21 protein-coding genes are annotated in these 20,595 nt (G+C 64.1%); 5 read left to right on the top strand and 16 right to left on the bottom strand.

Going from position 1 to position 20,595, the window contains the following annotated elements:
- The first annotated feature begins 50 nt into the window (after positions 1-50).
- From puhE to AC1Y2B_RS10665, 3 genes are all read left to right on the top strand, one after another.
- Positions 51-872, top strand: coding sequence for a putative photosynthetic complex assembly protein PuhE (puhE, locus tag AC1Y2B_RS10675; RefSeq protein WP_482253067.1), 822 nt, complete (start codon positions 51-53; stop codon positions 870-872).
- Positions 862-2,073, top strand: a complete 1,212-nt coding sequence (gene hemA / locus AC1Y2B_RS10670) for a 5-aminolevulinate synthase (RefSeq protein WP_482253066.1) — start codon at positions 862-864, stop codon at positions 2,071-2,073. Before puhE ends, hemA begins: the two co-directional genes overlap by 11 nt.
- A 70-nt stretch (positions 2,074-2,143) precedes the next feature.
- Entirely contained in the window at positions 2,144-2,578 is a 435-nt protein-coding gene (locus AC1Y2B_RS10665; RefSeq protein ID WP_482253065.1) for a c-type cytochrome, read from the top strand.
- A 95-nt stretch (positions 2,579-2,673) separates the two neighbouring features.
- Here the strand turns inward: AC1Y2B_RS10665 and dxs are convergent, their stop codons facing one another.
- The 13 genes from dxs to AC1Y2B_RS10600 form a co-directional block, all read right to left on the bottom strand.
- A complete protein-coding gene (gene dxs, locus AC1Y2B_RS10660; RefSeq protein ID WP_482253064.1) occupies positions 2,674-4,584 on the bottom strand; it encodes a 1-deoxy-D-xylulose-5-phosphate synthase in 1,911 nt (636 codons plus the stop codon).
- A 179-nt stretch (positions 4,585-4,763) separates the two neighbouring features.
- A complete protein-coding gene (pufX, locus tag AC1Y2B_RS10655) occupies positions 4,764-4,991 on the bottom strand; it encodes an RC-LH1 core complex protein PufX (protein WP_482253063.1) in 228 nt (75 codons plus the stop codon).
- Positions 4,992-4,999: 8 nt separating this feature from the next.
- Positions 5,000-5,923: a photosynthetic reaction center subunit M gene (gene pufM, locus AC1Y2B_RS10650; protein ID WP_482253062.1), complete on the bottom strand. Its 924-nt coding sequence runs from the start codon at positions 5,921-5,923 to the stop codon at positions 5,000-5,002.
- A complete protein-coding gene (gene pufL / locus AC1Y2B_RS10645; RefSeq protein WP_482253061.1) occupies positions 5,916-6,764 on the bottom strand; it encodes a photosynthetic reaction center subunit L in 849 nt (282 codons plus the stop codon). Before pufL ends, pufM begins: the two co-directional genes overlap by 8 nt.
- A gap of 130 nt (positions 6,765-6,894) precedes the next feature.
- Positions 6,895-7,089 (bottom strand): light-harvesting antenna LH1, alpha subunit, encoded by a 195-nt coding sequence (pufA, locus tag AC1Y2B_RS10640; RefSeq protein WP_482253060.1) that lies wholly within the window; start codon positions 7,087-7,089, stop codon positions 6,895-6,897.
- Between the two features lie 12 nt (positions 7,090-7,101).
- Positions 7,102-7,251: a light-harvesting antenna LH1, beta subunit gene (gene pufB, locus AC1Y2B_RS10635; RefSeq protein WP_482253059.1), complete on the bottom strand. Its 150-nt coding sequence runs from the start codon at positions 7,249-7,251 to the stop codon at positions 7,102-7,104.
- A gap of 132 nt (positions 7,252-7,383) precedes the next feature.
- Positions 7,384-7,605 (bottom strand): cytochrome PufQ, encoded by a 222-nt coding sequence (gene pufQ / locus AC1Y2B_RS10630; protein WP_482253058.1) that lies wholly within the window; start codon positions 7,603-7,605, stop codon positions 7,384-7,386.
- Positions 7,602-9,080 (bottom strand): chlorophyllide a reductase subunit Z, encoded by a 1,479-nt coding sequence (gene bchZ / locus AC1Y2B_RS10625; protein ID WP_482253057.1) that lies wholly within the window; start codon positions 9,078-9,080, stop codon positions 7,602-7,604. Before bchZ ends, pufQ begins: the two co-directional genes overlap by 4 nt.
- An 81-nt stretch (positions 9,081-9,161) precedes the next feature.
- A complete protein-coding gene (bchY, locus tag AC1Y2B_RS10620; RefSeq protein ID WP_482253056.1) occupies positions 9,162-10,730 on the bottom strand; it encodes a chlorophyllide a reductase subunit Y in 1,569 nt (522 codons plus the stop codon).
- Positions 10,731-10,790: 60 nt separating this feature from the next.
- Positions 10,791-11,795, bottom strand: coding sequence for a chlorophyllide a reductase iron protein subunit X (locus tag AC1Y2B_RS10615; protein WP_482253055.1), 1,005 nt, complete (start codon positions 11,793-11,795; stop codon positions 10,791-10,793).
- Positions 11,792-12,748 carry a chlorophyll synthesis pathway protein BchC gene (gene bchC / locus AC1Y2B_RS10610; RefSeq protein ID WP_482253054.1) on the bottom strand — a complete coding sequence of 319 codons (957 nt, stop codon included), beginning with the start codon at positions 12,746-12,748 and terminating at the stop codon, positions 11,792-11,794. The genes AC1Y2B_RS10615 and bchC overlap by 4 nt, the downstream gene beginning before the upstream one ends.
- Before the next feature lie 126 nt (positions 12,749-12,874).
- Positions 12,875-13,990, bottom strand: a complete 1,116-nt coding sequence (locus AC1Y2B_RS10605; protein ID WP_482253099.1) for a methyltransferase — start codon at positions 13,988-13,990, stop codon at positions 12,875-12,877.
- 10 nt (positions 13,991-14,000) lie between these two features.
- Positions 14,001-14,885: a polyprenyl synthetase family protein gene (locus AC1Y2B_RS10600; RefSeq protein ID WP_482253053.1), complete on the bottom strand. Its 885-nt coding sequence runs from the start codon at positions 14,883-14,885 to the stop codon at positions 14,001-14,003.
- A gap of 103 nt (positions 14,886-14,988) precedes the next feature.
- On the opposite strand from AC1Y2B_RS10600, the gene crtD reads away from it, so the two are divergent.
- Both crtD and crtC read left to right on the top strand, forming a co-directional pair.
- The gene (gene crtD / locus AC1Y2B_RS10595; protein ID WP_482253052.1) at positions 14,989-16,542 is read left to right on the top strand and encodes a 1-hydroxycarotenoid 3,4-desaturase CrtD; all 1,554 of its coding nucleotides are present in this window, start codon (positions 14,989-14,991) and stop codon (positions 16,540-16,542) included.
- Between the two features lie 5 nt (positions 16,543-16,547).
- On the top strand, positions 16,548-17,381 hold the full coding sequence (crtC, locus tag AC1Y2B_RS10590) for a carotenoid 1,2-hydratase (protein WP_482253098.1): 834 nt from the start codon (positions 16,548-16,550) through the stop codon (positions 17,379-17,381).
- Here the strand turns inward: crtC and tspO are convergent.
- The 3 genes from tspO to AC1Y2B_RS10575 form a co-directional block, all read right to left on the bottom strand.
- The gene (gene tspO, locus AC1Y2B_RS10585) at positions 17,378-17,836 is read right to left on the bottom strand and encodes a tryptophan-rich sensory protein TspO (RefSeq protein ID WP_482253051.1); all 459 of its coding nucleotides are present in this window, start codon (positions 17,834-17,836) and stop codon (positions 17,378-17,380) included. The two genes, crtC and tspO, sit on opposite strands and share 4 nt — an antisense overlap.
- Before the next feature lie 74 nt (positions 17,837-17,910).
- Positions 17,911-18,945 carry a 15-cis-phytoene synthase gene (gene crtB, locus AC1Y2B_RS10580; RefSeq protein WP_482253050.1) on the bottom strand — a complete coding sequence of 345 codons (1,035 nt, stop codon included), beginning with the start codon at positions 18,943-18,945 and terminating at the stop codon, positions 17,911-17,913.
- Entirely contained in the window at positions 18,942-20,471 is a 1,530-nt protein-coding gene (locus AC1Y2B_RS10575) for a phytoene desaturase (RefSeq protein WP_482253049.1), read from the bottom strand. The genes crtB and AC1Y2B_RS10575 overlap by 4 nt, the downstream gene beginning before the upstream one ends.
- Positions 20,472-20,595 lie beyond the last annotated feature (124 nt).

The following is a 20,595-nucleotide window of genomic DNA, read 5'->3' as shown; positions in this document are numbered from 1 at the left end:
ACGGGGGTGCGGGGGTGCGAAACCCCCGCCGCCGGGCGGGGGGCGCAACGATGACCGCCAGCCCCTGGCTCGCCGCCATCACCACGCTGTTCCTCTGGTGGTTCTCCACCGGCATCATCCTGTGGCGGGTGCGCGTGGCCGATAACGGCACCGCGCAGGACCACCTGAACTCGGTCTTCTTCGGCCTGCCGCTTCTGGTGATCGGCGTCGTCGCCACCCGGGCCTCGCTGGCCGACCTCTCGGCCAATGGCATTTACCTCGCCTTCCTCGCCGCCCTGGCCCTTTGGGGCTGGATCGAGCTGGCCTTCCTCTCGGGCATCGTCACCGGCCCCAACCGGGACCCCTGCCCGCCCTTCGCCCGCCAATCCGACCGTTTCCGCCGCGCCGTGGGCACCATCCTGTGGCACGAACTGGTGCTGATCGGCACGCTGCTCTGCCTCGGGCTGGCCACGATCCATGCCGCCAATCCCTTCGCCTTCGGCACCTTCGGCCTGCTCTTCGTCGCCCGCATCTCGGCCAAGCTGAACCTTTTCCTCGGCGTGCCGCGCATCAACACGCAATTCCTGCCCCGCCCGCTGTCGCACCTTGCCAGCCATTTCCGGCAAGGCCGCATCACCGCCTTCTTCCCGATTTCCGTTTCCGCCCTGACCGTCTTTTCCGCCCTTCTTCTGGAACGGGCCATCAACGTTGAACATCCCGGCATGTCGGCAGGCTACAGCCTTCTGACCTGCCTCTGCCTTCTGGCCCTGCTGGAGCACTGGTTCATGGTTCTCCCCCTGCCGGACGAAAAACTGTGGCGCTGGATGATGCCAGATCTTCACAAAGCCGCCGCAAAACCAACCAAGAAGCTTGAGGACGCCAATGGACTTTGACCAGATCTTCCGCAGCCAACTTGAAACCCTGAAATCCGAAGGCAATTACCGCACCTTCGCCGAGTTGGAGCGCAAGCGGGGCAGTTTCCCCAAAGCCGCCAACCACAAGAACGGCGAAGTGTCTGAAATCACCGTCTGGTGCTCGAATGACTACCTCGGCATGGGTCAGCACCCCGATGTCGTCAAGGCGATGATCGACAGCATCCAGACCGATGGCACGGGGGCGGGCGGCACCCGCAACATCTCGGGCAACAACCACAAGCACCTGCTGCTTGAGGCTGAACTGGCCGACCTGCACGGCAAGGAATCAGCCCTTCTTTTCACCTCCGGCTACGTCTCGAACTGGGCCGCCCTCTCCACCCTCGGCAGCCGCATCCCCAACGTGGTGATCCTGTCGGACGCCGGCAACCACGCCAGCATGATCGAAGGTGTGCGCCATTCCCGCGCCGACAAGGTGATATGGAAGCACAACGACTGGCGCGATCTGGACCGCAAACTGGCGGCTGCAGGCGACCGGCCCAAGATCGTGGCCTTTGAATCCGTCTACTCGATGGACGGCGACATCGCCCCCATCAAGGAAATCGTCCAGGTCGCCAAAGCCCACGGCGCCCTGACCTATATCGACGAGGTGCACGCCGTCGGCATGTACGGCAAGCGCGGCGGTGGCGTAACCGAACGCGAAGGCCTCGCCGACCAGATCGACCTGATCGAAGGCACCCTTGGCAAGGCCTTCGGCGTCGTCGGCGGCTATATCACCGGCTCGCACGCCCTGTGCGACTTCATCCGCAGCTTCGCCAGCGGCTTCATCTTCACCACCGCCCTGCCCCCCGCCGTGGCCGCCGCCGCCACCGCCTCGATCCGCCACCTCAAGACCAGCCAGATCGAACGCGACCGCCAGAAGCAGCAGGTGGCCAAACTGCGCGCCCGGCTCAACCAGCTGGGCATCCCGCACATGGCCAATGACAGCCATATCGTTCCCGTCCTGATCGGCGATCCGGTCAAATGCCGGATGATCTCCGATATCCTGATGCGCGACTGGGGCATCTACGTCCAGCCGATCAACTACCCCACCGTCGCCAAGGGAACCGAGCGTCTGCGCATCACCCCTTCGCCCTTCCACAGCGATGCAGATATTGACCATTTGGCCAACGCGCTACATTCCTTGTGGCAACACTGCGCCTTGTCGCGGGCCGTGGCTTGACCTATCCAAAAAGTGATCTGGCAAAACGCCAGAGACGTATAAAACCTGAATGTCGAACGAGGAGAACCTGATGAAATTCGAATTGGCCATTCTTGCGGTCCTGGCCACCGCAGCAGCCCCCGCCTTCGCCGCCGGCGACGCCACCAAAGGCGCCGACGTGTTCAAGCAGTGCCAAACCTGCCACTCGGTCATCGACAAGGATGGCAAGATGCTGGCTGGCAAGGGCGGCAAGATCGGCCCGAACCTGTTCGGCGTGTTCGGCCGTCAGGCTGGCACCTATCCGGACTTCAAGTACGGTGACGCCATGATCGCCGCCGGCACCGGTGGCCTGATCTGGAACGAGACGGATTTCGTGGCCTATGTCCAGAATCCGGCGGAATACCTCAAGACCAAGACCAACAATCCCGCCGCCGTCGCCAAGATGTCCTTCCACGTCAAAGACGCCGCCACGGCAGAGGATGTCTATGCCTACCTGTCGCAGTTCAGCCCGCCCGCCGCGAACTGAGCCTGCCGCCCCTGAATGCCAAAAGCCCCCGGTCTTCCGGGGGCTTTTGCTTTGCCGACGCTCTGGTTCAGACGCTCTGGTTCAGACGCTCTGGTTCAGGCCCGCCGCGCCAAGGCCTGCGCCGCAGGCAGCGCGCCGGTCACCGTCCGCACGATATCGGCCACCGTCAGCCCGGCATCGGCATACATCGCCGCAGGGCTGGCCTGTTCGATGAAACGGTCCGGCAAGGTCATCGTGCGCAGCCGCAACCCGTGGTCCAACCCGCCCGAGTTCGCCAGATACTGCAGCACCTGCGCGCCAAAGCCGCCGCCCGCGCCCTGCTCGACCGTGATCAGCGTGGCGTGATGCCGCGCCAACTGGTCGATCAGGCCGGTGTCCAAGGGCTTGGCAAACCGCGCATCCGCCACCGTCACCGAAACGCCCTGCGCCGCCAGGGCCTCCGCCGCCATCAGACACTCGGGCAAATGCGCGCCAAAGGACAGCAGCGCCACATCCGTCCCCTCGCGCATCACGCGGCCTTTGCCTATCTCCAGCACCTGCCCCCGTTCGGGCATCTGCACGCCGGACCCCTCGCCGCGCGGATAGCGGAAACTGATCGGCCCGCCGTCATAGGCCGCCGCTGTCGCCACCATATGCACCAGTTCCGCCTCATCCCCCGCCGCCATGACAACAAAGCCCGGCAGGTTGGCCAGGTAACCCACGTCAAAGGCCCCGGCGTGGGTGGCGCCATCCGCCCCCACCAACCCCGCCCGATCAATCGCAAACCGCACCGGCAGGCCCTGCAGCGCCACGTCATGCACGATCTGGTCATAGCCGCGCTGCAAGAACGTCGAATAGATCGCCACGAAAGGCTTCAGCCCGCTCGCCGCCATCGCCGCCGCAAAGGTCACCGCGTGCTGCTCGGCAATCCCTACGTCAAACACCCGCTTGGGGAACCGCTCGGCCATGATGTCAAGGCCGGTGCCTGACGGCATCGCCGCCGTCACCGCCACGATCCGGCCATCCCGCGCCGCCTCATCGGTCAGCGTCTTGCCAAACACCGCCGTATAGGCCGGCGCATTCGACTTGGCCTTGGCTTGCGTGCCCGAGACGACATCGAACTTCGCCACGCCATGATATTTGTCGGCCGAGGTTTCGGCCGGCCCATAGCCCTTGCCCTTCACCGTCACCGCATGGATCAAGACCGGCCCGGTGGCCCGCGTCTTGGCTGCCCGCAGCGTCGCCAGCAACTCGGGCATGTTGTGGCCATCGACCGGGCCTATGTAGCTAAACCCCAATTCCTCAAACAAGGTACCGCCGCCCGGCGTGCCCGTCACCAAGGCCCGCGCCCGCCGCGCGCCATCCCGCAAAGGCCCCGGCAAAGCCGCCTCAAACCCCTCCGCCATGCCGCGCAAGGCGGCAAAGGGCGTATGCGCCGAAAGCCCGTTCAGATACTTGTTCAGCGCCCCCACCGGCGGCGCAATGCTCATGTCATTGTCGTTCAGAATGACGAACAGCCGCTTGCCCAGATGGCCCGCCGCATTCATCGCCTCATAGGCCATGCCCGCCGTGATCGCGCCGTCGCCAATCACCGCAATCGCATCGCCGGTGGGCATTCCCATGTCCCGGCCAATGGTGAACCCCAAAGCCGCCGAAATCGAGGTCGAGCTGTGCGCCGCCCCGAACGGGTCATAGCCACTTTCCGACCGCTTGGTGAAGCCCGAAAGCCCGCCGCCCTGCCGCAATGTCTTCATCGCCTCGCGCCGACCGGTCAGGATCTTGTGCGGATAGCATTGGTGCCCCACGTCCCAGATCAGCTTGTCCAGCGGCATGTTGAACACCGCATGGATCGCCACCGTCAGCTCCACCACCCCCAACGACGATCCCAGATGCCCGCCGGTCTGGCTGACCACGTCGATCACCTCGCCCCGCACCTCGTCGGCCAGCCGCGCCAGATCGCCATCGCTCATCCCTTTCAGGTCGGCAGGAGAACGCACCTTGTCCAAAAGCGGAGTATCGCGCATCATGGCATGGCCTTTCCGGGATATCTTTGGGAAAAAAGGTGCCGGGTGTGTCAGGCACTCGGCACCAGGTCCCTGTCGCCAACAGGAAGGGAACCGGGCTGTGGAATGGGCCCAGGTCCGGACCGGCATATGGTCCGAACGTCAGTGCGGGCCGGACGGCGTACCGCCCGGCCCGAAGTTCGTCAGACGACCTCGTGCACCTGCACGATTTCAATCGCGCTGTAGGGCGAGGGCATCTGTTTGCTTTGCGCGGGCAACAGCAGGCTGACCACCCAGACCGCGAACAGGACCCCGGCGATCACCGCCAAGACCACGCCGGCCAGAAACGCGCCCCAGACCATCTGCCCCAAGGCCCAGACCCGCAGGCGGATGATGTGGTTGTCGCCGTCGTAAATATTCTGCTCAGACATGATCACTCCTATTGCAGCGGCGCATAGCCGTGGTCTTGCGCCCAGACATACCAGTTGTCGACCACCGTGCCGGTCAACAGGATGCCGATGCCACCGCAGATCGGCACCAGCACCGCAAACCACCAGGCCCAGCGGTGAATGCCTTCCATCGTGGCGTTGAAACCCATGGTCCAGCGCCAGAACAAGGCCGCCCGTTCCGAGGCCGTGCCGCGGTCGACGATCTGCTCCAGCTCGCGGTCGCCGCCCAGACGGGTCACCGACAGGATGGTGGCCCCATGCATGGCAAACAGCAGGGCTGACCCATACAGGAAGGCGATCGAAAGCGCGTGGAACGGGTTATAGAACAGGTTGCCATAGGTCAGACTGAACAGGTTGGTCCAATCCAGGTGCGGGAAGATGCCGTAAGGCACCGCCTCGGACCAGTGGCCCATCAGCACCGGCCGGATCAGACCCAGCACCATCACCAGCCACAGGGCGGCGGCAAAGGCCCAGGACACGTGCTTGCCCATGCCCAAAGCCTCGGCCCGCAGATAGGTGCGGATCCACCAGGTCCACAGGGAGATGAAGAAGAAGAACCCCGCCACAAGGAACAGCCCACCCTTTTCCATCGGCGGGATCGACAGGCCATATTCCGGCGCCGGCGGCTCCAGCGACATCCAGAACAGGTCGCGCAGGAACACCGCCGGGTTATACCCCGCCAGATGCCAGAACCAGCCGCCGATGATCATGAACCAGATCGCCCCGCAGGCCAGACTGATCACCCCGAAGGTGCCCAGATAGATCGGCCCCAGCTGCGCGTTGCCAAACAGACCCAGAAGCGTCGAATAGGTCGCCCCCTTGGTGCGGTTGCCGACGTCGACATCCTCGATCAACCCCATCTCGGGCTCGGCCGCAACTTGAACCTGGGTGAAGAAGTTCTGATACTCAACCATTGATGCCTCCATGGACGCCGGCGAAGATCGGCAGACGCAGCCACCACGACCACCAATCCACCCACTGGTCGAAGTAGATCGTGCCCGACACGACAATGCACATCGCGCTGAAGAAAGCCGCACTCATCGCCAAAAGCATGCCCAGACGGTGGATGCCCAAGGTGCCCACCGAATAGCCGATCAGATCGCGGAAGAAGGTATCCTCGTGATCGGGCGTCTTCATGACCTTGCCCTTGCCGGGATTGGCCGCCGACAGGATCAGACCGCCGTGCAGCGACAGGGCCAGCGCATTGGTGAAGAAGAAGCTCACCGCGATCATGTGGAACGGGTTGTAGTGGAAGTTGCCGTAGGTGTAGCCGGTGTTGCTGACCCAATCGAGGTGGCTGAAGATGCCATAGGGGAAGGCATAGCCCCAGGCCCCCATCAGGATCGGCCGGAACACAACCAGCGTGCAATAGGCGAAGATCGCCACGCTGAAGGCCATCGGCACATGCAGCCCGATGCCCAGCTTGCGGCAGATTTCCACCTCACGCAGGGCCCAGCTGACAAAGGCGCCAATCGCACAGCCGGTGATGATCTGCCACAAGCCGCCCTTCATCAAGGGCGCCGCCGCCAGCCCCAGCTTCACATCCGGCGGGTTGATCGAGATCAGCCACGGGTCCCAGGTGGGGCCCATCGCCGCGCCGTACAGGATCAGCAAGGTGCCAAGCCCGGCGAAAAAGATCGTCGTGACGCCAAAGAAGCCGACGTAGAAGGGCCCGACCCAGAAGTCGAACAGATCCCCGCCGACAAGCGTACCCCCAGGCACGCGGTATTTTCGTTCGAAGCTGAGCAGTGCCATGCTTCCCTCTCCGCCATTGGACGCGTCAGCCTAAGTCGCACGTGGGCGCGGCAGAACCGTCACTCGCTTCTGAATGCATCGGATGATTTGGTGCGGCCGACCCAGGCCGCCCGCACCATAAGCAAGCCCGTCAGGGCGACTTTGCCGCATCGGCCGGTGCCGCAGCATAGCCATGCTTGGCCGCCGCGATTTCCAGCCAGTTGTAAGACGGGTTGGACAACAGCACGAGGTGGATCATCACCGCCAGCAGGAACAGGAACACGCCCTGCGCCACGAAGACGCGACGGGGATCGAATATCAGCCAGATCTTGTAGAACTTGCCCATTTCATTCTCCCCTTAGAACCACGGACGCCACAGAAACACAGCCACATGGGCGATCACGGCGATGGTCACGAACAACCAAAGCCCGCTCATGTAGACCGAGTGCAGCTCTTGCGCCTGCTGGTCGGTTAGACCTGTAAAAGACAGGTCGGATTTATCAGCCATAGTATCCTCCGGATATTCGGACTGACGCCACAATCCCTGCGGCCGGGCCACGGCGGGCGGAATGCCCCTCCGATGCTCCGCCCTCCCGCGAGGCTTGTGCCCATTGCGGAAGAGCGAATTCTGTAATCGCGGTTACCCGCGGAAAATCATGGGCGTGACCGCCTGCGCATCCTTCCAGGCCCGCGCCACCGGCGACAGCCGGGGCATCTGGGCATGGCGGACAAGCTGGTAGGTCCAGCCCAGCACATGCGGCAGAACCGCAAGGCTGAAGATCAGGGCGAAGTAGACGACGAACTCGGCCTTGTTCACGCGTTTGACGTGATGCATCTCACCGTTGGCGGTGTAGTCGCTCATGTTCTCTCTCCCTCGTTGCGCGAAAACCTTGCCCCCGGCAAAGCCTCCACAGTTTCTCGCACCACCCGCTCGGCGCCGGCATCCAGCGCCGCCTTCTCCGCCGCATTGCGCAGCGAAAGCGCTGCACTGATGCGCGTCAAAATCGGATGAGTGTTCACAATGCGTTCCAGCGCGTCCTGCGCATCGACATCCCACGGGAAATCCCGGCGCAGCGTCGTCGGCGTGGCCGCGACCGAGTCCATCTCGGTCCCCAAGGGCAGAATATGGAACAGCGCATCAAACAGGCTGTTGCACACCTCTTGCAGCACCCAGACCGCGCCCGAATATCCCATCATCGGCGTGCCGATCGCCCGCCGGATCGCAGCGCCCGGAAACGACGCCGGAATGAAACTCGGGCTTGGCCCGAAGCCGCCCTTCATCTCTGCCAGATACATCTTTTCATTGATCGACCCGAACACCACCAAGGGCCGATGCTGCTTCAACAGCCCGCGCACCGCCTCGTTGTTGGTCTTCTTGCCGGGAATGCGGGCGACCGCAAAGGCGCAAGGCAGCCCCAGATCGCCCTCAAGATAGGCCCGAACCCCCCGCGCATAGGTCTCGTTCGCCACGATCCCGAACGAGGCCGTCGCAAAGAAATCCTGCGTCACAGACCGCCACAGGTCCCACACCGGCTTCAACGTTGAGTGCTTCTCGCGCTCAATGAACGGCTCCGGGTCCAGCCCCAGCAATTCGCCCAAAGTCCGCAGGAACTTCGTGGTGGAATCGATCCCGAACGGCGCCTGCAAATACGGCTTGCCCAACACCTCCGCCAGGCCCCGCCCAAACTCGCGGTACATGGTGATATTCACATCGGCATTCACAAGGTTCCGCATCTCGGCCACATGGGCGCCCAAGGGCATCACCATGTTGACCTCGGCCCCAATCCCCTCGACCAGCCGCCGGATCTCATGCAGGTCCGACGCCATGTTGAACACGCCGTACATCGGCCCAAGGATATTGACCCGCGGCTTCGACCCAGCAGGCCGCGCCGTCTCCGGCGGCATCCGCCCCTTGGTCTGGCCGAACTCGGTGAAAATCCAGGTCATCGCCCGGTCCGCCGTCTGCCACTGATCCTCGTCAATCGTGCGCGGCAGGAAGCGTTGAATGTTGGTCCCCATCGGCGTGACACCACCCCCGATCATCTCGGCAATCGAGCCCGTCACGACAACCGCAGGCAAAGCCGGGTCCAGCGTCTTCCAGGCCCGCCGCATGGCACCCTCGGTGCCATCGCGCCCCAGCTCTTCCTCGCCCAAGCCCGTCGCCACAATCGGCAACTCATGTGGCGGCAGCGCATCGGTGTAATGCAGGACCGAGGTCACCGGCAGGTTCTCGCAGCCCACTGGCCCGTCGATCACAACCTGCAGTCCCTTGACCGCACAGAAGGCGTAAACCGCCCCCCAATACCCGCCTGCCCGATCGTGGTCTTGAATTAACATTTCAATGACCCACCGCGCTGCGTGTAGCTACAGATGCACTACGCAAACCCGACACGGAAACGACGGAGAACTTACAGCGTTTCATATCATCTCCTCCGCCTTAGCAGCCTTCGCCGCCTTGTCGAGTTTCTTCTGATGCAGCGCCCGGAAGTCCGGCCGCAGGTTGGGTGACCCCTCCCAGATGCCCGCCGTATCGCCCTTGCCGACACCCTCGAAGAAGGCCTTCATCCCCTCCATCCGGGTCTTGCCCGCGATGGCCGCATTGACCACCTGCCCCAAAGACCCCGCCCCCGCAGGCCCCATCAAGGGCCGCGCCGAAATCAGGTTCGTGAAGTAAAGCGCTGGAATCGCGAGCTCTTTTGCCTTTTGCACCAGCGGAGTGGTCCCAATCGCCAGATCCGGCCGGATGCCCTCCATCGCGGAAGCATCATCCTCCAGCGAGGCGCGGAACTTCACCTTGACACCCCTTGCCTCCAGCCATTCCAGATCCGGCGCGCTCCAAGGCGTCTTCGGGCAAGCCGTGCCGACATAAGGCACATTGGCCCCGCTCTCGATCAACAACCGGGCCACCAGCAATTCGGACCCTTCATAGCCCGAAAGCGTGATGGTCCCCTTGATCGGAGCCGCCGAAAGCGCCCCCTTTATAGCCGGAAGGAAAGCATTCTGCGCAGCAGAAACCCGTGCAGGATCAACGCCATAAGCCTCGCCAATCGCCTTCAGCCAGGCCGCCGTGCCATCCACCCCAACCGGAGCCGACCCCACAACCTTGCGCCCCGCCGACTGGAATTCCCGGACCGCCGCCGTGTAGAACGGATGGATCGCCGCCACGACATCGCAGTCGAGCGCGGCATACAATTCCCGCCATTCCCGGCACGGCACCACAGGCCCGCACGCAAGCCCTAGCGGTGCCAGCATCGCGCCCAACATCATCGGGTCCGCCGGGAACATCTCGCCCAGCAAGGCAACCTGCGGCCGGTCACTGCGACCGGATGCCGGAGCCTGCACCGGCCCCGCCTCAATCTCGGCCCGCGCGTATTTCAGCATGGCGCCAGCCAGAACGTCCTTCGCCTCTGCATGGGTAGGGATACCAAAGCCGGGAACATCAATCCCGACAATCCGCACCCCGTTGATTTCACTTGGCAAAAGCTTCAGCGGCACGCCCGAAGCCGTGGGCACGCACAGATTGGTCACCACAATCGCATCATTCCTCGCGGGATCGGCCAGCTCATGAACCGCGTCGCGAATGTCCTCAAACAGCTTCCCGGTAACCAAAGATTCAGAATTGAAGGGTACATACCCGACAGAGCGACGTGCCCCGTAGAAGTGACTGACGAAGGTCAACCCGTAAACACAGCAAGCCGACCCTGAAAGGACCGTAGCAACCCGCCGCATCCGCAGACCAACCCGCAACGACCCAAAGGCCGGACACATGCTTTGCGGCTTGTCATGCGGCCCCTGCGGGTAGTCCCGCGCATATTGATCCAGAAGTTCGGAATTCCCGGCAGCCCGCGCCGCCGCTTCCATCGTCGCAGCGCCCGCATGACAGCCCATCCCGTCAACAGGCTCGGCGCCCTGCGGTTCAGGCAGATCAACCGAGGCGATCTCGGTCAACGGTGCCTCTTGGGCGTTGTCATACGAGATCTGAGTCATTTGCGACCCGTCCCCGAGATGCGTTGCAGCAGCTCTTCCAGTTTTGCGAGGCTGTCGAGATCAAACATTGTCGTAGATCACTTCCAGGGACTTCTTTAGAACGGCATTCTTGCCGCGCATGTCTTCATCGCTCGCCGGGGTCAGCACGAAATCCGCCCCCGTCACCTCAGCCGAGAACAGCGCCAGCAACCCGTCCTGATTGACCGGCGACGGGCGCACCGGCGGAGCAATCGCCACCGCCTCGGCCAAGGCGGCAAACATCGGCCCCCACTGGCTTTCATAGCTGCCAACTATCTGATAATTAGCGCTTTTCTTGCGAAGGTCATCGTCCTGCGGAATGGCCGCCAGCACCGGAATCCCGACCGTCTTGGCGAAAGCCGCAGCCTCACCCGTGCCGTCATCCTTGTTGATCACCAGCCCGGCGATCCCCACGTTGCCACCCAGCCGCCGGAAGTATTCCACCGCCGAGCAGACATTGTTGGCCACATACAGCGACTGCAAATCATTCGACGCCACCAGGATCACCTTCTGCGCCATGTCGCGGGCGATCGGCAGACCGAAGCCGCCGCAGACCACGTCACCCAAGAAGTCCAGAAGCACATAGTCAAAGTCCCAATCATGGAACCCCAACTTCTCAAGCAGTTCAAAACCATGGATAATCCCGCGACCGCCACAGCCACGACCCACTTCGGGCCCGCCCAGCTCCATCGCAAAGACACCGCCGCGCTTGAAGCAGACGTCACCGATCTTGACCTCTTCCCCGGCCAATTTCTTCTTGGTCGAGGTTTCGATGATCGTCGGGCAAGCCTTGCCGCCAAACAGCAGGCTCGTCGTGTCAGACTTCGGATCGCAGCCGATCAGCAGCACCCTTTTGCCCATCTCGGCCATCATGTGGCTAAGGTTGGCGAGCGTGAAACTCTTGCCAATCCCGCCCTTGCCATAGATCGCGATGATCTGGGTCTTCTTGGTCGGCTCGCCGTGCGGCACTTCCAGCGTCGGCTCTTCCGCCGCTTCCTGGCGCAAACGGGCGTCGAACTCTTTCAGATTGGGAATGTCGAGAGTCATGCGTGGCCCTTCCAGTCGAGGATCATCTTCAGGCAGTCGGGGTCGGTGAAGGCAGTCTCATATGCCTCTGGTGCGGCATCGGCGCGCCGCGTGTGCGTCACCAAACCTCCCAAGGAAAGCGCACCAGATTCAACGAGTTGCCTTGTCGCCACCATGTCTTCGGCGGCCCATTCCGCAGCAATCCGGAAGCGGGCTTCCTTCATGAAAGCCGGCGCGAAATGGAAGGAAATCGGTTGCGTGTAAAAGCCCGCCAGCACCACCTCACCGCCCTTGGCGATGCGCCCGATCAGGCTGTTGAGCAGATCCGGCGCACCCGAAGCGTCATAGATCGCCTTGTAATTGCGGCGCGGATCGGCGTCGGGCTGGATCACCTCATAGCCCACAGCGCCGGCATGGCGGGCCGCGTTGGTTTCCCAGACTGTCGGCGGCGGCGCGCCAGCGGCAACCGTCAAACGCGCCAGCAGCCGGCCCAAAACACCGTGGCCCACGATCAGATCAGGCAAGGCGCGGTCAAACCCGGCCAAAGCGTGCCGCGCTGTGGCTGCCAAGGCCAGCAAAGCCCCTTGCGCGCCAAAGCCCGCGTCGATCCGCGTCACCCGCGCACCCGGCGTCACCAGCACCCGAGAGGCCGCGCCGAACAAGCCGCGAACCGGACCCAAGTCATTGGCCTCAAAGCAATTTGCGCCGGGAACGAAAACGTGGTCGCCCACAGCCAGACCGGACTCAGACCCCGCCTCAACCACCTCGCCGGCCGCTTCATAGCCCGGCACCAGCGGATACCCCATGCCCGGAAACGGCGGCATCGTGCCGGACCAGAACAACTTTTCGGTGCCAGTGGAAATGCCGGAATGCGCCACCTGAACCACCACATCCGCCACACCCGGGCGCATCAGGCTCACCTGACCCAAAGCGAGGTTTTTCGGCCCTGACAAGATGACGGCATTGGTTTTCACGTTCATTCCCCAAGACAGCTTCGGTGAACCTTTGGCTTAGATTCTTCCGACCGCCTTCCCTTGAGTGTCATTCTAGACTTACATACTTAACTGTCAAACAAAATAGACACTCTGACAGGGAACTGTTTACAACTTCTGCTTTTCCGCCGTGATGACAGAGGTCACGAACGGGCGGAAACCTGCTTTGATTTCAATGGCTACGAAGCCTGCTTGCATCAAAATCGCGCGAATTTCCTCGGGGGAGCGCGTCCGTCCGGTTTGCATCGCCAGCGTGTAAATGGCGAAGTAGACGTCATTTGTGCGGCAAGGATTTGCGCCACCCGACATCGGCTCGGACAGGATCAGGCGCCCGCCCGGCGGCAGGGCGGCATGCACGGCGGCCAGCAAAGCGGCCACGGTAGAATCATTGTGATCATAAAGCACCCGGATAAGGCTGATCACATCGGCCCCGGTGGGCAGCGGATCGTCGCGGAAACTGCCGGGATGCAGGGTCACGCGGCCTGACAGGCCCGCCTGCGACAGGCGGGCGCCGGCCCCCTGCAGAACCACCGGCAGATCGAAGAGGTCCAGGGCCAGATGTGGATGGGCGGCCCCGACGGCGGCCAGAAAGGCGCCGGTGCCGCCCCCAACATCCATCAGCCGGCGCGCCGAGGACAGGTCGACAAGGCGCAGCGTATCTTCGGCGACGAGGATCTGGCTCTCGGCCATCAGGCTGGAATAGGTCGCGGTCACGGCCGGATCGACCGCGCCGGCTGCACCGAAGACATAGGGCCAAAAGCGTGACAATTCCGTGTCTTGCCCGCTGCGAAAGAACGCGACCGGGTCGGACAGGTCACTGTAAAGCGCCCGGTGATGCCGGATCATCGCCTCCAGCCCCGGCACCCCCAGCAACGAGGCGCCGCGCAGGGCCAAGCCAAAATCGCCATTGCGGTGCCGCCGCAGCAGGCCCAACCCGGCGCCCGCCTGCAGCAGAACCTGCATTCGCTCCACCGGAACGGCACAAAGCCCGGCAAGGTGACGCGCCGGGACCGGGCCATCTTGCAGCAGATGAAGAATACGGAATTCCACAAGCGCCATAAGGGTTTGGCTGTTCACGAAGCCCGCAACCAGATCAAACAGCGCAGCCCCCTCGGCCCGCGCGATGCGGCGCAAGACCGGCATGCGCGCGGCCCAGGCCTGAAACCGTCGTGACGCCGCCAGTCGCAGAAACCATCCCTTCGGCGCGGGCTTGGCAACGGAAATGGCCGTCATCCTAGCGCCGCGCTTCGGCCTGATGCAGGGCCGGGGCAACCGGCGTCATCCGCTCGGCATAGCGGCGGACCATGTCGGCCAGCATCGCTTCGCCCGGACAGGCCGGGATCGAGGCGATGGCGCCGCCCAGAATATCCTTCAAGCGCCGGATAGCCCCCTGCACCCCCAGTGAGGTGACAGCGTTCGGGCGGTTGTGTGCGGCATCCTGCCCGGCGGGCTTGCCCAGGGTCTCGGCATCGTAAAGCGCGTCCCGCAGGTCATCAGCCACTTGAAAAGCCTCACCAATCCGCGCGCCAAGTTCTTCCCACTGCTCGGCATCCTGACCAGCCGCCAAGGCGCCCATCTGGGTGGCGGCAATGAACAGGGCGCCGGTCTTGGCCCGGTGATAGGCTGAAAGGTTGACCTGCGCCTCACTCTCCCATCCCTGCCCGGCACAGATGCCGTGCGGCATGCCGGTGCGCTTGGACAGGACGCGGATCATCTTCAGCGCCCGATCGCAATCTTGCCCTGCGGCCTCGGCCAGCACGTCAAAGGCCAGCACGATCAGGCTGTCCCCGGTCAGCACCGCCAAAGGCTCGGAATAAGCCTTGTGGACGGTGGCCTTGCCGCGCCGCAGATCGGCGTCGTCAAAGCAGGGCAAGTCATCGTGCACGAGGCTGGCGCAGTGGATCAGCTCCAGCGCCACCGCAGCCGCGTCGGACAACTGCGGGCGGTCATCGCCGCAAGCCATCGCCACCGACAGCAGAATCGTCGGCCGGATCCGCGCCCCACCAGGGGTCACCGCATAGTGAAGCGCCTGCGCCAGCTTGGCGGGCGCGTCAGCCCCGCCCATCGCCCGCGCCAAAACAGAAGCCGTGGCCGCATCAAGTCGCGCTGTGATGGACATTCGATCCCCCCTGCCGGCGCAATGGTCGGAATATGTCACGTCAAATTGACACATTCATGTAAATCACACTGGACAGATTTATCCTGCGAGTCAACAATCAGCCATGATAAATCCCGAAGGGACGCGAAAGGTCGTGGTGATCGGCGCAGGCATGGGGGGCCTATGCGCCGCGATCAAGCTTGCGCTGTCCGGCCTGTCGGTGACGCTGGTCGAGACGCAGGCTTACCCGGGCGGCAAGATGCGGACCCTGCCCTCGGTCGCCGGGCCGGTTGATGCGGGGCCTACGGTTCTGACTCTGCGGTCCGTGTTTGATGACCTGTTTCGCGCGGCCAAAGATCGGCTGGAAGACCATGTCACGCTGATCCCACAACCGGTTCTGGCGCGGCACTGGTGGCTTGATGGCAGCCGGCTCGACTTGTTTTCGGACCCCGAGGCCAGTGCGGCGGCGATAGCCGAGCTGGCCGGGGCGCAGGCCGAGGCGGAGTTCGTCCGGTTTAACCGGTTGTCCGCACAGCTTTATCAGGCCTTTGACGCGGCAATGATGCGGGCCGCGGCACCTCGCCTGGCGGGAATCGCCTTGCACAGCCTGGCCGCGCCCTCGATCTGGCCTGCCCTGGTGCCCAACCGCAGCCTTGGCCGCCATCTGGCAGCCGCGTTCAGCGACCCGCGCCTGCGCCAGCTGTTTGGCCGCTACGCCACCTATGTCGGCGGGATGCCAGAGATGTCGCCCGCCGTACTGGCCCTGATCTGGCAGGCCGAGGCGCAGGGCGTCTGGGCGGTAAAGGGCGGCATGCACCAGCTGGCCCGCGCCCTGGCTGGCTTGGCCGAGCGTGTTGGCGTGACCCTGCGCTATGGCGTGGCGGCGGTGAAAATTGTGCGCAAATCCGGGCGCGCGTCGGAAGTGATCCTGTCCAACAGCCGCAGTCTGAAATGTGACGCCGTGGTCTTCAACGGCGATCCGGCAGCACTGCTGGCCGGGCTTCTGGGCAACGGCCCGCAACAGGCGGTGGTGCAGGCCCAGGCCCATCCGCGCAGCCTTTCGGCCTGGGTCTGGTCCTTTGCCGCCAAGCCCGCCGGGGCGGAGTTGATCCACCACAATGTCTTCTTCGCCAGCAACCCCGCCCGCGAATTCGGCCCGATCGCCAAAGGCCGCATGCCGGACGAGGCCTCACTGTATGTCTGCGCGCAGGATCGCAGCCTTGGACCGCCGGAAGGCCCGGAACGGTTCGAGATCATCATGAACGCCCCGCCGAAACCCTCGCTTTCCCCCCATGAGGTTGCCGAATGCCGCGCCAAGACCTTTCCACAACTGGCCAGGTTCGGCCTGACCTTCGATCAGGCGCCGCCGGATCAGGCGCTGATGACGCCGCACGGCTTCGCGGCGCTATTTCCCGGCTCGCAGGGGGCGATCTACGGGCGCAGCCCGCACGGGACGCTGGCGAGTTTCCAGCGGCCCCGGGCGCGGACAGCACTGCCGGGGCTCTATCTGGCGGGGGGCGGAGCGCATCCGGGGGCCGGGGTGCCGATGGCGGCCTTGTCCGGCAAGCACGCGGCAGAGGCGATCTTGAACGACCTGACTTCCGGGTCGAGGTTCATCCCGACGGTTATGCGTGGTGGTATGTCGATGGTGTCTCGGCTGACGGGACGCGGGCGGTAAGCGTCATCGGCTTCATCGGCTCGGTGTTCTCGCCGTGGTATGCTTGGTCAGGCCGGCGCGATCCGCAGAACCATTGCTGCATCAACGTGGTCACCTATGGCCCCGGCGGGCGCTTTACCATGACGGACCGGGGACGGACTGCCTTGAAGCAATCCCGCGACGCCTTGCAGGTGGGGCCTAGCCGGATGGCTTGGGTCAATGGCAGCCTTGTCATTGATGTGAATGAGATTTCTTCGTTGCCTTTGATTTCCCGCGTTCGGGGCCAGATCCGCCTGACCCCCACGGCGGTAACCGGGGTCGAGGCGCGATTGACGCCGGATGGCAGCCACATCTGGCGGCCCTTCGCGCCCTCGGCCCGCATCGAGGTGGATCTGAGCCAAGGGCACACATGGCAGGGTCACGGCTATTTCGACGCCAATTTCGGCTCGGCGGCGCTGGAGGCGGACTTCCGGCGCTGGACCTGGGGCCGGTTTCCGCGCGCACATGGCGGGGCGACCTGCTTTTATGACGGCACCCGGATGGACGGATCAACGCTGGCGCTGGGGCTGGAGATCAGCGCCGACGGCCACGCCGCAGAGATCACGCCGCCGCCGCTGACCCGGCTTGGACGTACCGCCTGGGGCATATCGCGCGACACGCGCTGTGATGTGGGGGCCAAGCCCCGGCAGACCATGGCCCTGCTGGAGGCGCCGTTCTACAGCCGGTCTTTGGTGCAGACCCAGATCGAGGGCGAAACCACCGTGGGCGTGCACGAGGCTTTGGACCTGACCCGCTTCCGGTCGCCCCTGATCAAGGCAATGCTGGCGGTGCGGGTGCCGCGACGGGCAGGCTGGCCTTAGCCGACCTGCGGGTTCAGACGCATCGTGGTGAAGTTCAGCGCCCCGGCTATGGTAACCCAGACAAGGTAAGGCAGGAACATCAGCCCGGCGAGGAAATCGATCCCGAAGAAAGTCCAGGTGCAGGCCGCCACCGACAGCCACAGACAGACCATCACCACCATCGCGGCGCGCAGGCGGTGCAGGCCGAAGTAGATCGGCGTCCACAGCGTGTTGAAAGCGATCTGCATCGACCAGAAGGCGGTCGCCTGTCCGTTGCCGGTATCCTGCGCCACCCGCATGCCGGCCAGCGACATCAGAACATACAGCGATGTCCAAGCCACCGGGAACACCCAACGCGGCGGGGTCCAGCTGGGTTTGTTCAGCTTGTCATACCACTCGCCCGGCTGGATCATCGCGCCGGTCGTCGCGGCCGCGCCGCAGGCGGCGAGGTAGGTGAAAAACAGGCTCCAGTCCATCGCGGTCCCTCCGGTGGCACATCAGGACAACGGCCTTGCCGCCTGATCTGCGAAACTCAGAGAGTTTCTGGTCTCTAGCTATGCCACAGACCCGCCCGATCCAAGGGCCTGCGGTTGCGATCTTTTGCCTCAAGCTGCGCCAGAACTGAAAACAGCGCGTCCGACCGGCTGAATCGGTCTGATCTGCGGGCGGCGGCATCAACAAGGAAGGCGACTTCCGGCAGGGGTGGGGCATACAGCACCGCCGGATTGGGCCAGACGACCGAGGCTGCCGTGCGCGCCACCGACAAGGCCAGCCAGCCCAGCTTCTGCCGCCCGTTGGTGCGGGCGCGGCGGCTGATGCTGTCATAGCCCAACCGCGCCACGGCGCCGCCAATGCCCGCATAGACATGCCGCGCCGCATAGATGCCGGGGCGGCTGGTGAAGGGCAGCACCGGCACCCCGGATTCAGAGCGCGTGTACATCGTGTCCGCCTCGTCCAGCAGACGGCGGGTCAGGCGCTGCAAGCGCGGCGCAGGGAGGGGATTGGCCAGAAAGGCGTCCGGATCAAGCCCTTCGTCCTTCATCCAAGCCATCGGCAGGTACAGACGACCCGCGCGGGCATCCTCGCCCACGTCGCGGGCGATGTTGGTCAGCTGCATCGCCAGACCCAGATCACAGGCCCGGGCCAGCGCGTTGGCATCGCGCACCCGCATCAGGACGCACATCATGGCCCCGACGGCGCTGGCCACGCGGGCGCAATAGGCGCGCAGGTCGGACAAGGTGTCATAGCGTTGTCCACAGGCATCCCAAGCCAACCCCTCCAGCAAGGCGTCAGGCAGGGCGCGGGGCATTTCGAAATCCTGCACCACGGCCGCAAAGGCCCTGTCCGCCGGGGCATTTCGCGGCCGGCCGGCATAGACCAGATCCAACCGGTCGCGCAGGGCCAGAACGGCAGGGGCCTTGTCGTCGCTGTCATCCACGGCATCGTCGGCCAGACGGCAGAAGGCGTAAAGCGCCAGTGCCGGATCGCGCACCCGTGACGGCAACAGCCGCGAGGCAGCGTGGAACGACAGCGATCCGGTGCGGATCGCCTCGCGGCAATGGTCCATATCGGCCTTGTCGATCATTCCGCAGCCATCCTCAACGCTGTGCGCCGGGGCGCATCGGGCACCAGCTTGCCCAAGACCTCGGCCGACGAAATCACCCCCGGCAGCCCTGCCCCGGGATGGGTGCCCGCGCCAACCAGATAGAGCCCCTTGGCCTCTTCCGAGACATTGTGCGGCCGGAACCATGCCGATTGCAGGATGCGCGGTTCAATCGAAAAGCCACTGCCGTAAGGCGACAGGTAGCGGGTTTCGAAGCTGTTGGGGGTAAAGACCAGTTGTTCGGACAGATGGTCGCCAAGTCCCGGCAGCAGTCGTTCCTCCAGCATCTTCTGCATCTTGATCCGGTAGGGTTCCGCCTCGCTGGCCCAATCGGTGTCACCGATGCCAAGGTGCGGCACCGGAGACAGGGCGTAGAAGGTATCATCGCCCAGCGGCGCCACCGAGGGGTCGGTGACCGAGGGCCGGTGAACGTACAGGCTCATGTCATCGGCCAGACGGCCGCGAATGAAGATGTCGCGGATGTGCTCTTTGTAGCGCGGGCCGACGACGATGGTGTGGTGGCCGACGTCGGGCCATTTCAGCTTGGTGCCCTTGGTGCCAAAGTACCAGACGAACAGGCCCATCGACCAGCGCTTGCGGGACAGCTTTGCCGGGGTCCAGCGCTTGCGCGGCTGGTTGCGCAAGAGACGGTCGTAGGTGTGGCCGGCATCGGCATTAGAGACCACGACATCCGCCGCCAGCATCTGCCCATCGGCCAGCCGCACGCCCTTGGCGCGGCCACCCTCCAGCACAATCTCGTCCACTTCGCTGTCCAAGAGCAGTCGCCCGCCCTGGCTGGCAATGACCCCCGCCATGGCCACCGCAATCGCCCCGACGCCGCCCATGGCGTAGTGGACGCCGAACGCCTTCTCCAGATGGCTGACAAGGATGTACATCGAGGTGACGTGGAACGGGTCGCCGCCAATGAACAGCGGATGGAAAGACAGCGCGAACCGCAGGCGTTCGTCCTTCACCCGCGACGCGGCATGGGCATAGACCGACTTGTCAGCACGCAGGGCGGCGAAGGTCGGCAATACCTTGGCAAGATCCCGCAGCCGGTGCATGGACCGGCGGCCAAGGCCTTCAAAGCCGAACCAATAGCGCCGCTCGCTGTCTTTCAGGAAACGGTCATAGCCGGGCAGATCAGAAGGCGACAGCCGCGCCACCTCGGCCCGCATCGCCGCGCCCGATTGTCGGGCCGTGAAGGTGGAGCCGTCGTCAAAGCGGATCTCGTAAAAGGGGTCAAGGGCGCGAAGGTCGACGTCGCGGTCAAAATCGCGACCGCAGGCGGCCCACAATTCGCGCAAGACCTGCGGCACGGTGACGATCGTCGGCCCAAGGTCGAAGCGGTGGCCGCCTTGCGTGATCGACGATCCGCGCCCGCCCGGCATGTCCAGCCGGTCGATCACGGTCACCCGGTAGCCCTTGGCGCCAAGCCGCATCGCCGCCGCCAGCCCGCCAAGGCCCGCCCCGATGACAATGGCATCCGCCCCCGAAGTGGGCGGCATTTTTGCAGTCTGAGAGTCGGCATGTGTCAGCATGGCTTCACGATATACTGTCCAGTTCAATTTACAACACCTGCGTTTCTGCTGCAGAATTTTCGCCTTCCCCCTTTGAAGTCGCCGCAGAAAC

Source organism: Stagnihabitans sp. (assembly GCF_964946895.1).
The sequence above is the reverse complement of the archived record's forward strand: the minus strand, read 5'-3'. Positions and strand labels throughout refer to the sequence as shown.

Coding starts and splice junctions, on each gene's coding strand:
- puhE (WP_482253067.1), top strand. CDS start 51: ATGACCGCCAGCCCCTGGCTCGCCGCCATCACCACGCTGTTCCTCTGG.
- hemA (WP_482253066.1), top strand. CDS start 862: ATGGACTTTGACCAGATCTTCCGCAGCCAACTTGAAACCCTGAAATCC.
- AC1Y2B_RS10665 (WP_482253065.1), top strand. CDS start 2,144: ATGAAATTCGAATTGGCCATTCTTGCGGTCCTGGCCACCGCAGCAGCC.
- dxs (WP_482253064.1), bottom strand. CDS start 4,584: ATGATGCGCGATACTCCGCTTTTGGACAAGGTGCGTTCTCCTGCCGAC.
- pufX (WP_482253063.1), bottom strand. CDS start 4,991: ATGTCTGAGCAGAATATTTACGACGGCGACAACCACATCATCCGCCTG.
- pufM (WP_482253062.1), bottom strand. CDS start 5,923: ATGGTTGAGTATCAGAACTTCTTCACCCAGGTTCAAGTTGCGGCCGAG.
- pufL (WP_482253061.1), bottom strand. CDS start 6,764: ATGGCACTGCTCAGCTTCGAACGAAAATACCGCGTGCCTGGGGGTACG.
- pufA (WP_482253060.1), bottom strand. CDS start 7,089: ATGGGCAAGTTCTACAAGATCTGGCTGATATTCGATCCCCGTCGCGTC.
- pufB (WP_482253059.1), bottom strand. CDS start 7,251: ATGGCTGATAAATCCGACCTGTCTTTTACAGGTCTAACCGACCAGCAG.
- pufQ (WP_482253058.1), bottom strand. CDS start 7,605: ATGAGCGACTACACCGCCAACGGTGAGATGCATCACGTCAAACGCGTG.
- bchZ (WP_482253057.1), bottom strand. CDS start 9,080: ATGTTAATTCAAGACCACGATCGGGCAGGCGGGTATTGGGGGGCGGTT.
- bchY (WP_482253056.1), bottom strand. CDS start 10,730: ATGACTCAGATCTCGTATGACAACGCCCAAGAGGCACCGTTGACCGAG.
- AC1Y2B_RS10615 (WP_482253055.1), bottom strand. CDS start 11,795: ATGACTCTCGACATTCCCAATCTGAAAGAGTTCGACGCCCGTTTGCGC.
- AC1Y2B_RS10600 (WP_482253053.1), bottom strand. CDS start 14,885: ATGTCCATCACAGCGCGACTTGATGCGGCCACGGCTTCTGTTTTGGCG.
- crtD (WP_482253052.1), top strand. CDS start 14,989: ATGATAAATCCCGAAGGGACGCGAAAGGTCGTGGTGATCGGCGCAGGC.
- tspO (WP_482253051.1), bottom strand. CDS start 17,836: ATGGACTGGAGCCTGTTTTTCACCTACCTCGCCGCCTGCGGCGCGGCC.
- crtB (WP_482253050.1), bottom strand. CDS start 18,945: ATGATCGACAAGGCCGATATGGACCATTGCCGCGAGGCGATCCGCACC.
- AC1Y2B_RS10575 (WP_482253049.1), bottom strand. CDS start 20,471: ATGCCGCCCACTTCGGGGGCGGATGCCATTGTCATCGGGGCGGGCCTT.